Raw genomic sequence first — 10,192 nt, 5'->3', positions numbered from 1 at the left:
CCTAACCACCGCCCACATCCGCCCATGAACCCGAACCCCGCCTCCGCCATGAACACGCCCCGCCGCCACGACGCCGGCTTCACCCTGGTCGAGCTGCTGGTCGTGCTCGCCATCCTCGGCCTGCTCGCCGGCCTGGTCGGCCCGCGGGTGCTCGGCCAGCTCGGCGGCGCCAAGAGCAAGACGGCAGCGGTGCAGGTGAAGGACCTGGAGCACGCGGCGGAGCTGTTCAAGCTGGACGTCGGCCGCTTTCCCACCGCGGCGGAGGGCCTGGAAGGGCTGGTCAGCCGCCCCGGCGGCGCGCCCGGCTGGAACGGCCCCTACCTGAAGAAGGGCGGCGTGCCGCAAGACCCCTGGGGCAAGCCCTATTTCTACGAAGTGCCGGGCAAGCGCGGCGACATCGACATCTACTCGCTGGGCGCGGACGGCACCGCCGGCGGCGACGGCGAGAATGCCGACGTCGGCAACTGGCAGTAACGCGGCCTCCTCCTTCGCCATCTGCCCCCGCCACCATGAGCGCCGCCCGCGGCTTCACCCTGGTCGAGCTGGTGGTGGAGCTCGCCATCGTCGCCCTGGCGGTGGGCGCAACCGCCGCCAACTACAGCCGGCTGCAGCAGGCCATGGCCTACCAGAGCACTGTGCGCGGCATGCTCGCCGGTCTGCAGCTGGCCCGCAGCGAAGCGCTGCGCAGCGGCCGGCCGGTGGCCTTCGGCGTGGATCTGGGGCGCCGCCGCTATGGCGTGGAAGGCCGGCCGGAAAGCATGTTTCCGGATGAGCTGGAAGTGCGCTTCATCGTCGCCGGAAGCGAAACGGCTGGCCCCGGCCAAGCGCGTGGCCAGATCCGCTTCCAGCCCGAGGGCGGCGCCACCGGCGGCAGCCTGGAGCTGCGCCGGCCCCAGGGCGGCGGTGTCCGCCTGCGGGTGGACTGGCTGCTCGGCAACGTCAGCCAGGAGCGCATCGCCGGATGAGGCCGCTCCATCGCTGCAACCCTCTCTCCGCCAGTTCGGCCGCCGGCTTCTCGCTGCTGGAAGTGCTGGTGGCGCTGGCGATCATGGCCTTCTCGCTGGCCGCCCTCTACCACGCCGCCGGCGGCAGCGTGCGCGGCGTGCAGACCGGCGAAACGCGCACCCGGGCGCTGGCCCTCGCGCTGTCGCTGTTGGATTCGCGCAGCACCATCCCGGCGGGCGGCCTGGACGAAAGCGGCAGCGACGCCGGCCTGCGCTGGCATCTCAGCGCCCGGCCCTACCCCACCGGCCACGAAGCCAGCCCCGGCTGGCCGCTGTACCGGGTAGAGGCGGCGGTGGCCTGGGGCGAGGGCCGGCGGGGGCAGGCGCTGAGCCTGGTCAGCCTGCTGCCGGAGCGGCGGGCCGCGCTGGAGCGGGCGGAATGAGCGCGCGGCGCCAGCTGGCGGCATCTCTTCCGCTGTATCGGGCAACGCAGGATGCGCGGCAAGCACGCCCGGCAAGCCCCCGCGCGCCGCACGGCTTCACCCTGGTCGAAGTCGTCATCGCCCTCAGCCTGGTGTCGCTGATCATGCTCGGCCTGGTCAGCGCCCTGGGCGGCTTCGGTGCCACCGCCAGCCGGCTGGACGAACGCGCCGGCCGCGCCGGCGACGCCTGGCTGGTCGGCGGCCTGCTGCGCACCGCGCTGTCCACCGGCGTGCGCCAGCTCAAGCAAACCCTGCCCGACGGCAGCAAGGTCAATTTCTTCCGCGGCGATGCCGCCGAGCTGAGCTGGCTGGGCACCATGCCTGCGCGCTACGGCAGTGGCGGCCTGCACCGCTTCCGCCTCGCCGCCGCCGGCTCGCCGCCACGGCTGCTGCTGCAATACCTGCCCTATACACCGGACACCGGCGTGAGCCCGCCAGTGGACGAAACCGCCTCCGTGCATGTGCTGGTGGAAGCACTGGACGGCCTGCGCATCGCCTATCAGAGCCGGCCGATGACGCCCGCCGAGGAAGCGCTCTGGAGCGACAGCTGGACCGACCCGGAGCGCCTGCCGGAGCGGGTGCGCCTGGACATCGCCGCCGCCGGCGAAGTCTGGCCGCCGCTCTTCATCACCATCACCGGCGTGGACAACAGCGACGGCCTGCGCCTGGTGAACACCCCTTCCGCCCGATGACGACAGCACGCCCGGCCCCCCTCTCCCCACCCAGCGCCGGCATGGCGCTGATCGCCGTGCTGTGGATGACGGCCGCGCTGTCGCTGCTGGTGGCCGGCATGCTGGCTATCTCGCGGGCCGAGGTGAAGGCCACCCAGGTGCGCAGCGACCTCTCCCAGGCCACCGCGCTGGGCGACGCCGCCATCCAGCTGGCGGTGCTGGACTGGCAGACCCGCTCGCCCACGCCGGACCGCCTGCTCCACACCGACTACTTGATCGAAGGCCGGCCGGTGGCGGTACGGCTGGTGCCGGCCAGCGGCTATGTGGACCTCAACACCGCCTCCCAGACCCTGCTAGCCGTGCTGCTGCAATTCGGCGGCGGCCTGGCGCCGGCGGAAGCGGAGACGATGGCCAAACGCATCGTCGACTGGCGCGACCGCAACGAGGCCGAACTGCCCGGTGGCGCCGAGGCGCCCGCCTACGCGGCCGCCGGCGTGCCCTGGCGGCCGCGCAACGGCAGCTTCCTGGTGCCGGAGGACCTGATGCAGGTGCTGGGCATGGATTTCGACCTCTACCAGCGCATCCGCCCGCTGATCACCGTCTGGGCCGGCGGTGCGCCCGGCATCAACGCCTATGCCTCGCCGCCGGAAGTGCTCTACCTCGCCGCCCACGGCAAGCAGGACGTCGCCTACCGCATCGCCGTCGCCCGCGACGCCGGCGAGCAGGGCGTGGATCTCACCCAGCTGGAGGCCTCCTTCGTGCGCAACGGCACCCTCGGCAACATCCTCCATGTGGAAGCCCGCCTGCCGCTGGACACCGGCCGCAGCGCGATACGCGGCCGCTGGCTGCTGCTCGGCGCCGACCCCGGTGGCGCCCCCTGGCGCACCATCGCCGTCGAGCCGGTACGGCTGCGCGCCAACGAGGCCAGGGGCTAGACATGGCGCAGCCACGCAACCATTTCGACCTCTTCGGCCTGGACCTGCGCCAGCTGTGGGAGCACTGGCGCCAGGGCTGCGCCGAAGCCCGCCGCTGGTCGCTGTTCCGCCGCCTGCTGCCGGCCGAGCCGGTGCGCCTGCTGCACCCCGACGGCAGCGAAAGCGACTGGCCGGCACGAGCTGGCATCGCCAGGGCCACGCCCCGCACCCTGGCGGTGCTGCTGCCGGAAGCCCAGGTGCTGCGCCAGCGCCTGCAACTACCGCTGCTGCCCGCCGCCCAGCAGGCGGCCGCGCTGGAACTGGCGGTACGCGCCGCCAGCCCTTTCCCGCCCGAGGCCACCGCCTGGGGCTGCCAGGTGCAGGCGCACGGCAGCGGCCTGCAGGCGGACATCGCCATCGCCTCCCGCAGCCACATCGCCACCTGGCTGGCGCAGCTGTTCGAGGATGCGCCGGGCGAAAACAGCGGCGTCGCCGAACATCCCAGGCGCAAGCGCTTCCCCGGCCAGGGCGTGGAAATCTGGGCCGATGGCGCGCCCTTCATCCCGCTCACCGGCTACGACGAAGCCCTGCGCCACGCCCGCGAGCGCCGTGCCCACCTCCATACCGCCGCCCTGTCCGGCCTTGCGCTCGTCCTGCTGCTGGCGCTGGCCGCCTCGCCGGCGCTGCATCGCCAGCAGCAGGCCACCGAGGCGGAAGCCAGGCTGGCGGCGCTGGGCCGCGAGGCCGCCGCCGCGATGAGCGCCCGCGATGCCCTGGGCAAAACCAATCTGCAGCTGCAGACGGTGGCCGCCTACCTCGCCGCGCGGCCGGACCCGGTGCAGGTGCTTGCCCGCCTCACCGTGCTGCTGCCGGACCCGGTCCATCTCACCCGGCTGGAGATACGCGGCCATACGGTGATCATCGCCGGGCTGGCGGACAACGCCGCCGGGCTGATGGACACCCTGGGCGGCCGGCCGGACTTCCACGACGTCCGCGCGCCCTCGGCCATCACCCGCGACCGCGCCACCGGGCGCGAATCCTTCGTCATCGAATTCAAGCTCGCCGAGGACGCCAGATGACGCTGCTGCGCCACCGCGCCCGCCTCAGCATCGCCGCCGCCCTGCTCTGCCTGCTGCTGCCGGTCGGCCTGGTGCTGGTGCATCTGCTCGACCTCGCCACCCAGGCGGACGAAACGCTGGAAGCGGTAAGCCCGCGCCATGCCCGCCTCGCCGGCCTGCGCGACGCCGCCACGCCGGTGACCGAGGCCGCCGCCGCGGCCGAAGCCCGGCTGCAGCGCTACGCCTACCCGGCCAGCAGCAACGCCGACCGCCTGGGCACCGACCTGCAGCAGCGCCTGCGTGCCGCCGCCGAAGCCGCCGGCGTGGCCGTGGTCGGCAGCCAGATCGTCGCCGGCAAGCCGCAGGACGGGCTGGACGAGATCCCGGTGTCGATGACGCTGGAGGCCGAACTGGGCCCGCTGCAGCAGATGCTGCAGGCGCTGGCCGAACAGGCGCCGGCGGTGTACGCCGACAGCATCAACATCCAGGCCCAGCGCCGCCGTGGCGCCACCGAGAACCGGCTGAACGTGCAGGTCCGCTTCAGCGTGCTGAGGCGGCAGTCATGAGCCGGCCCTCGCTCCGCACCCTCTCGCCGCGCCTGCTGCTGGCCGGCCTAAACCTGACCCTGCTCGCCGCCCTCGCCGCCTTCTGGCTGTATGCCGCGCCGCCTTGGCAGCCGCCGGCGGCGATGGCGCCAGACCAGGCAACCCTGGCGGTACAGCCCGTCTCCCGCCCCGCGCTGGAGCCGGCCGCCGCCCAGGCCATACAGGAACGCCCGCTGTTCATCGCCGGCCGCCACGGCAGCACGGCGGAGAGCAATGGCGACGGCAAATCCGGCGCCTTCGGCGAGGCCCGCCTGCTCGGTCTGCTCGGCAGCGGCAAACAGACGGTGGTCATCGTCGGCAGCAGCAACACCACCCTGCGGCTGAAGCAGGGCGACAAGCTGGACGGCTGGTCGCTGCAAGGCGCCGAAGGCCGCCGCGCCCGCTTCGGCCGCGGCGCCGACGAAACGCGGGAGCTTCAGTTGGAGCACGCGCCCCAGCCGCCCGCGCCAGCCGCTCCCGCAAGCGCCAATGCCGCCGCGGCCACGCCCAAGCCGGCGGAGAACGCCGCGCCCACGCCCCAGGCGCAACCAAGCCCGCAGCAACAGGGCGAGGAAACCCCAGCCCCCGCCGCCAGCGACGCTGCCGCCCGCCGTGCGCGCCGCGAGACCCGCCCGGTGCCGCAGCGTCAGCCGCAAGCGCAAAACCAACCCCAACCCGACTCTTGATGAACAGGCCGCGATTCCGGATGAAGCTCAAGACAGCCTATTGCCTCGCCCTCACCCTGCCGCTGGCGGCCTGCGGCACCACGCCGCCACTGGAGCGCAGCCTGGCGGAATCCGCCGCGGCGGCGAGTGCGGCGGCCAGTGCGGAAGCCAGAACGTCGGCATGGACGCCGCGCCAGCTGCCGCCGCTGGAGAAGCCGGACGACGGGCGCCGCCTCGCCCCCACGCTGCAGCCGGGCAGCGACCTGATGATCGCCACGCCCTCCGCGCGCGGCCAGATCAGCGGCCGCGGCGAGGCCATCTCGCTGCGTTTCGAGCAGGCGCCGGTCACCGAGGTGGTGCACGCCATCCTCGGCGATCTGCTGAAAGTGGATTACGCGCTGGTCACCCCGCTCAGCGGCGAAATCAGCCTGCACACCCAGGCGCCGGTGCCGCGCGAGCAGGTGCTGCCGCTGCTGGAATCCCTGCTCCAGGCCAACGGCATTGCCATGGTGGCGGACGCAGCCGGCCGCTACCGGGTGGGCAAGTCGGACGCGCTGAAATCCTCGGTGCCGCTGCCGCGCCAGGCCGGCGCGCTGGCCGCCGGCGCCGGCACGGTGATCGTGCCGCTGCAGTACATCGGCGCCAGCGAGATGGCCGACATCCTGCGCCCGGTGGCGAGCAACGAAGCGCTGCTGCGGGTGGATACGGTGCGCAACCTGCTGATGCTCGCCGGCAGCCGCAACCAGCTCGACGGCTGGTTGGAGATCATCTCCACCTTCGACGTGGATTTCCTCAAGGGCATGTCGGTCGGGCTGTTCCCGCTGAACAACGGCTCCGCCCGCGACCTCGCCCAGGAACTGAACGCCCTGCTCGGCAGCAGCACGGTGATCCTGGAGCGGGACAGCAGCGCCAGCGCCACGCAGGCGCCGGCCAACCGCAACACCGCCAATGCCCCGGCCGCCCGCAACACGCCCAGCCAGGCGAACAACGCCCAGGCCAACCGCGTCGCCCAGCGCAACCCGAACGGCGGCGGCAGCGCCACCACCGACACCGAGCAGGCCGGCCCGCTCGCCGGCCTGGTGCGGGTAATGGCGATAGAGCGGCTCAACGCCCTGCTGGTCGTCACCCCGCGGGCGCACTACCTGGAGCAGGTACGGGTGTGGATAGAGCGCCTGGACAATCCGCAGGACAGCGATGCCGACGGCCAGCTCTACGTCTATCCGGTGCAGAACGGTTCCGCCCAGCATCTGGCCGATCTGCTCAACGGCCTCTACGGCAGCGGCCAGCTGGAGAGCAGCAGCGTCACCAGCGGCAGCGGCGTCGCCAACGGCCTGGCGCGCAGCCAGGGCAGCACCAGCAGCGGCTTCGGCAGCCTGGGCAGCGGCACCAGCGCATTCGGCAGCAGCGGCACCGGCACCACCAGCGCCTTCGGCAGCGGCGCGCAGGTGAGCGGCACCGCGGTCACCCAGGTCAGCCTGGGCCAGGGGCAGGCCATCCGGGTGGTGGCGGACAACCACAACAACGCCCTGCTGATCCACGCCAGCCGGCGCGACTACCGCCGCATCGAGGCCGCGCTGCGGCGGCTGGACGTGGCGCCCACCCAGGTGCTGATCGAGGCCAGCATCGTCGAAGTGACGCTGAGCGACGAGCTGAAGTACGGCCTGCAGTGGTACTTCCAGAACAGCCTGCGCGGCGGCTGGACCGGCCAGGGCCAGCTGAGCAGCACCGACAGCGGCGCCATCAGCAACACCGGCCAGGGCTTCTTCTACTCGGCGATCAACCCCGCCGGCTCGGTGCGCGCGGTGCTGAACGCGCTCGCCACCCGCTCCCTGCTCAACGTGCTCTCCAACCCCACGGTGATGGTGCAGGACAACCACACCGCCACCATCCAGGTCGGCGACCAGCAGCCGATACGCTCCTCCACCACCATCACCGACGGCGGCACCACCACCAGCTCCATCCAGTACAAGGACACCGGCGTGATGCTGGCGGTGACGCCCTCGGTGAACGCCGGCGACATGGTGTCGCTGGACGTGAACCAGGCCATCACCGACGTCGGCGAGGAGGATTCCGCCACCGGCCAGCGCGCCTTCAACCAGCGCCAGGTGGTGAGCCGGGTGTCGGTGCGCTCCGGCGAGACCATCGTGCTCGGCGGCCTGATCCGCGACAACAAGACGCGCGGCAAGCAGGGCATTCCGGTGCTGTACGACCTGCCGGTGGTGGGCAACCTGTTCGGCGCCACCACCGTCAGCACGGTGCGCACCGAGTTGCTGGTGATGATCACGCCGCGGGTGATACGCAGCGAGCAGGACGTGCGCGACATCGGCAGCGAGATCCGCAACCGCATGCAGGGCCTGCGCAGCCTGCAGGGTGAGGCGCGCCTGAGCCTGGACCGGCTGGAGCGGGCACCGGAGCCGCCGCTGGCCTCGGCACTGCCAGCCCCGGCCAGTGGCGCCGTCGCCACCCCGGTGGAAGCCGCGACGGCGGGCGCACCGGCCCGCTGAGCCGGCAAAAAAACGGCCGGGCAAGCCCGGCCGTGTCGTCCCTCCTGCCGCCAGCGCCGGCGGCCCGGTGCAGGCTTACTGCACCCGGATCTCTACCCGGCGCGCCTCGGCGGCCTCGCCATCGCCCAGGGTCACCGCCGGCTTGCGCAGCCTCACCTTCGCCTCCGGCACGCCAACCGCGTACAAGGCCTCGCGCACCTGCAGTGCACGCTGGCGCGCCAGCGTGGCATTGATCTCGGCGCCGCCGGTTTCATCGTGATAGCCGGAAACCAGCACCACCGCTTCCGGCCGCGCCTGCAGCTCGGACACCACCCGCGACAGCGCATCCTCGAAGCCGCCCGGCAACCTGGATTCGCCCACTTCGAAATACAGCTTCACCAGCGGCTCGCCCACTTCCTCCACCTCGACGAAGGCCACGCCGCCGTCCAGCTGCACCACCTCCACCTCGACCGGCGCCGTGGCCTGGCCCCGGCTGGCGTAGGTGGCGATGCCGATGACAAAGGCAATCACCAGCGCGATGATGCCGAACAGCACGCCCATCACTATGTTCAGCTCACCGTCTTCCTGATCGAACATCTTTCTTCCTCCGGCTACCCAGGTTCAATTTCATCGGTTTCCCAATACCGCCGGGCAGTCTAGACCAAAGCGAACGGCATGGGCAGCGGGAAAGCATTGCCCCAAATAGGCTGGTGGCGACATCTTGGTCTATGCTCTGCCCAACTCGCTTCCCCCACAGTCAGGAGACCCGCATGGGACTGTTCGGCTTCATCAAGGACGCAGGTGAAAAACTCTTCGGCAGCGACGACACGGCAAGCGCGCCGCCGCCGGGCAGCACCGCCGCGCCACCCTCCACCGCCGAGAAGATCGCCGCCGCCAATGCCCGCGCCGGCGAAGCGATCAAGACCTACATCGTTTCCCTGCAGCTCGCGCCGCCCGATCTGGCGGTGAGCTTCGACGGCGCCACCACCACCGCCACCGTATCCGGCACCGCACCGGACCAGGCCACCCGCGAGCGCATCCTGCTCGCTGCCGGCAACGTCAAAGGCGTCTCCCAGGTGGAAGACAAGCTGGCGCTGGCGACGCCGGAACCGGAAGCCCGCTTCCACACCGTGGTGCGCGGCGAAACCCTGTCCGCCATCGCCAAGCAGTACTACGGCAACGCCAACAAGTACGCCAGCATCTTCGAGGCCAACCGGCCGATGCTGAAGCACCCGGACAAGATCTACCCCGGCCAGGTGCTGCGCATTCCGCCGCAGAGCTGAGCGCCCGCCCGGCCGCGCGGGCCTCGCCCGCGGCCGGGCCGCGCCCTCCCCATCCACCTCCTCAAGCGCCCCGCAAGGCCTCCCGCCGCCATGCCACGCATACAGATCGAGCTGCCCGAGCAGCTGCCCTTCCGCGTTGAGCTGCCGCTCTACCTCAGCCACCTCAACGCCGCCGGCCACCTGGACAACGCCCTGCTGCTCACGCTGGTGTCCGAAACCCGCGCGCGCTTCTTCAAGGCGCTGGGCTACAAGGAATCCAACGTGGAAGGCGTAGGCGTGATCCTGGCCGACGCCGCGGTGCAGTACCGCTCGGAAGCCTTCCACGGCGAGACCATGGTGGTCGCCATGGGCGTGGACGACTTCAACAAGTACGGCTGCGACCTGCCGTGGCGGATGAGCGACCGCGACAGCGGCCGGGAGATCGCCTGCGGCAAGAGCGGCATCGTGTTCTTCGACTACCAGGCCCGCCGCATCGCGCCCTTGCCGGCGGCCTTCCGCCAGCGCGCCCAGGCCTATCCCGCGACCAGCTGAACCTCCCTATCCACCGGAGCCGCCGATGAGTGACAACCTGCCCGCCAGCCTGCTTTCCCATGTCTCCCTGGGCACCAATCAATACGACAAGGCCCAGGCCTTCTACGACCAGGTACTCGCCCCGCTGGGCTGCCGCCGGGTGCTGGAGCACGAAGGCGCCACCGCCTACGGCCGCGCCTACCCGGAGTTCTGGATCCAGACGCCGCTGGACGGCCAGCCGGCTGCCGTCGGCAACGGCACCCACATCGGCTTCCTCGCCCGCTCCCGCGCCGAGGTGGACGCCTTCTACCAGGCCGCGCTGGCGGCCGGTGCCAGCGGCGACGGCGCCCCCGGCCCGCGACCGCACTACGGCGAGCCCTACTACGGCTGCTTCGTGCGCGACCTCGACGGCCACAAGGTCGAGGCGATGTTCTGGGAGATCGCCGCCGGCTGACCCAGCCCCGCCCGGCGCCACGGCCGGGCCACCTCGCCGGTGCCGCGCGATCCGGCACCGCCGCAGCAGATGCCGGCGACATTGCCGCGGGCGAACCCGGCTATCATCACGCCCCTCGCGCCTCCTGCCCCCTCGCAGACCACC

General features: G+C 71.9%; 13 protein-coding genes. 12 read left to right on the top strand and 1 reads right to left on the bottom strand.

Translation table 11 applies throughout. The features are described 5' to 3' along the window. Positions 1 to 24 precede the first annotated feature (24 nt). Genes gspG through gspD form a run of 9 tightly spaced genes read left to right on the top strand, consistent with a single transcriptional unit; the run spans position 25 to position 7,822 of the window. Positions 25 to 474 carry a type II secretion system major pseudopilin GspG gene (gene gspG / locus GRF61_RS21940; protein ID WP_169152754.1) on the top strand — a complete coding sequence of 150 codons (450 nt, stop codon included), beginning with the start codon at positions 25 to 27 and terminating at the stop codon, positions 472 to 474. Between the two features lie 35 nt (positions 475 to 509). Continuing rightward, positions 510 to 965: a GspH/FimT family pseudopilin gene (locus GRF61_RS21935; protein ID WP_169152753.1), complete on the top strand. Its 456-nt coding sequence runs from the start codon at positions 510 to 512 to the stop codon at positions 963 to 965. Beyond that, complete coding sequence (locus GRF61_RS24645) at positions 962 to 1,387, top strand: prepilin-type N-terminal cleavage/methylation domain-containing protein (protein ID WP_211166137.1); 426 nt, start codon at positions 962 to 964, stop codon at positions 1,385 to 1,387. Before GRF61_RS21935 ends, GRF61_RS24645 begins: the two co-directional genes overlap by 4 nt. Next, complete coding sequence (locus GRF61_RS21925) at positions 1,384 to 2,118, top strand: prepilin-type N-terminal cleavage/methylation domain-containing protein (RefSeq protein WP_169152752.1); 735 nt, start codon at positions 1,384 to 1,386, stop codon at positions 2,116 to 2,118. Before GRF61_RS24645 ends, GRF61_RS21925 begins: the two co-directional genes overlap by 4 nt. A gap of 41 nt (positions 2,119 to 2,159) precedes the next feature. Next, positions 2,160 to 3,032 carry a type II secretion system protein GspK gene (locus tag GRF61_RS21920; RefSeq protein ID WP_169152751.1) on the top strand — a complete coding sequence of 291 codons (873 nt, stop codon included), beginning with the start codon at positions 2,160 to 2,162 and terminating at the stop codon, positions 3,030 to 3,032. A 2-nt stretch (positions 3,033 to 3,034) separates the two neighbouring features. After that, the gene (locus GRF61_RS21915) at positions 3,035 to 4,090 is read left to right on the top strand and encodes a PilN domain-containing protein (protein ID WP_169152750.1); all 1,056 of its coding nucleotides are present in this window, start codon (positions 3,035 to 3,037) and stop codon (positions 4,088 to 4,090) included. Next, on the top strand, positions 4,087 to 4,635 hold the full coding sequence (gene gspM, locus GRF61_RS21910; protein WP_169152749.1) for a type II secretion system protein GspM: 549 nt from the start codon (positions 4,087 to 4,089) through the stop codon (positions 4,633 to 4,635). Before GRF61_RS21915 ends, gspM begins: the two co-directional genes overlap by 4 nt. Beyond that, positions 4,632 to 5,339 carry a hypothetical protein gene (locus tag GRF61_RS21905; RefSeq protein WP_169152748.1) on the top strand — a complete coding sequence of 236 codons (708 nt, stop codon included), beginning with the start codon at positions 4,632 to 4,634 and terminating at the stop codon, positions 5,337 to 5,339. The genes gspM and GRF61_RS21905 overlap by 4 nt, the downstream gene beginning before the upstream one ends. A 20-nt stretch (positions 5,340 to 5,359) precedes the next feature. Further along, positions 5,360 to 7,822 (top strand): type II secretion system secretin GspD, encoded by a 2,463-nt coding sequence (gene gspD, locus GRF61_RS21900; RefSeq protein WP_169152747.1) that lies wholly within the window; start codon positions 5,360 to 5,362, stop codon positions 7,820 to 7,822. A gap of 75 nt (positions 7,823 to 7,897) precedes the next feature. On the opposite strand, the gene GRF61_RS21895 is transcribed toward gspD, so the two are convergent. Further along, positions 7,898 to 8,398 carry an OmpA family protein gene (locus GRF61_RS21895; protein ID WP_169152746.1) on the bottom strand — a complete coding sequence of 167 codons (501 nt, stop codon included), beginning with the start codon at positions 8,396 to 8,398 and terminating at the stop codon, positions 7,898 to 7,900. 173 nt (positions 8,399 to 8,571) lie between these two features. Between GRF61_RS21895 and lysM the strand changes: the two genes are divergently transcribed. The 3 genes from lysM (at position 8,572) to GRF61_RS21880 (ending at position 10,048) form a co-directional block, all read left to right on the top strand. Beyond that, positions 8,572 to 9,084 carry a peptidoglycan-binding protein LysM gene (gene lysM, locus GRF61_RS21890; protein ID WP_169152745.1) on the top strand — a complete coding sequence of 171 codons (513 nt, stop codon included), beginning with the start codon at positions 8,572 to 8,574 and terminating at the stop codon, positions 9,082 to 9,084. Between the two features lie 90 nt (positions 9,085 to 9,174). Beyond that, the gene (locus GRF61_RS21885; RefSeq protein WP_169152744.1) at positions 9,175 to 9,615 is read left to right on the top strand and encodes a thioesterase family protein; all 441 of its coding nucleotides are present in this window, start codon (positions 9,175 to 9,177) and stop codon (positions 9,613 to 9,615) included. 25 nt (positions 9,616 to 9,640) lie between these two features. Continuing rightward, positions 9,641 to 10,048 carry a VOC family protein gene (locus GRF61_RS21880; protein WP_169152743.1) on the top strand — a complete coding sequence of 136 codons (408 nt, stop codon included), beginning with the start codon at positions 9,641 to 9,643 and terminating at the stop codon, positions 10,046 to 10,048. Positions 10,049 to 10,192 lie beyond the last annotated feature (144 nt).

This window comes from Azoarcus sp. TTM-91, from assembly GCF_012911025.1.
In the GTDB taxonomy this organism is placed as follows: Bacteria; Pseudomonadota; Gammaproteobacteria; order Burkholderiales; family Rhodocyclaceae; genus Azoarcus.
The sequence above is the reverse complement of the archived record's forward strand: the minus strand, read 5'-3'. Positions and strand labels throughout refer to the sequence as shown.

What these genes read in the sequence shown, in the direction of transcription:
- GRF61_RS21885 (WP_169152744.1), top strand. Translation starts at nt 9,175, where the DNA reads ATGCCACGCATACAGATCGAGCTGCCCGAGCAGCTGCCCTTCCGCGTT.
- GRF61_RS21880 (WP_169152743.1), top strand. Translation starts at nt 9,641, where the DNA reads ATGAGTGACAACCTGCCCGCCAGCCTGCTTTCCCATGTCTCCCTGGGC.
- gspD (WP_169152747.1), top strand. Translation starts at nt 5,360, where the DNA reads ATGAAGCTCAAGACAGCCTATTGCCTCGCCCTCACCCTGCCGCTGGCG.
- lysM (WP_169152745.1), top strand. Translation starts at nt 8,572, where the DNA reads ATGGGACTGTTCGGCTTCATCAAGGACGCAGGTGAAAAACTCTTCGGC.
- GRF61_RS21905 (WP_169152748.1), top strand. Translation starts at nt 4,632, where the DNA reads ATGAGCCGGCCCTCGCTCCGCACCCTCTCGCCGCGCCTGCTGCTGGCC.
- GRF61_RS21925 (WP_169152752.1), top strand. Translation starts at nt 1,384, where the DNA reads ATGAGCGCGCGGCGCCAGCTGGCGGCATCTCTTCCGCTGTATCGGGCA.
- GRF61_RS21920 (WP_169152751.1), top strand. Translation starts at nt 2,160, where the DNA reads ATGGCGCTGATCGCCGTGCTGTGGATGACGGCCGCGCTGTCGCTGCTG.
- GRF61_RS24645 (WP_211166137.1), top strand. Translation starts at nt 962, where the DNA reads ATGAGGCCGCTCCATCGCTGCAACCCTCTCTCCGCCAGTTCGGCCGCC.
- GRF61_RS21895 (WP_169152746.1), bottom strand. Translation starts at nt 8,398, where the DNA reads ATGTTCGATCAGGAAGACGGTGAGCTGAACATAGTGATGGGCGTGCTG.
- GRF61_RS21935 (WP_169152753.1), top strand. Translation starts at nt 510, where the DNA reads ATGAGCGCCGCCCGCGGCTTCACCCTGGTCGAGCTGGTGGTGGAGCTC.
- gspG (WP_169152754.1), top strand. Translation starts at nt 25, where the DNA reads ATGAACCCGAACCCCGCCTCCGCCATGAACACGCCCCGCCGCCACGAC.
- gspM (WP_169152749.1), top strand. Translation starts at nt 4,087, where the DNA reads ATGACGCTGCTGCGCCACCGCGCCCGCCTCAGCATCGCCGCCGCCCTG.
- GRF61_RS21915 (WP_169152750.1), top strand. Translation starts at nt 3,035, where the DNA reads ATGGCGCAGCCACGCAACCATTTCGACCTCTTCGGCCTGGACCTGCGC.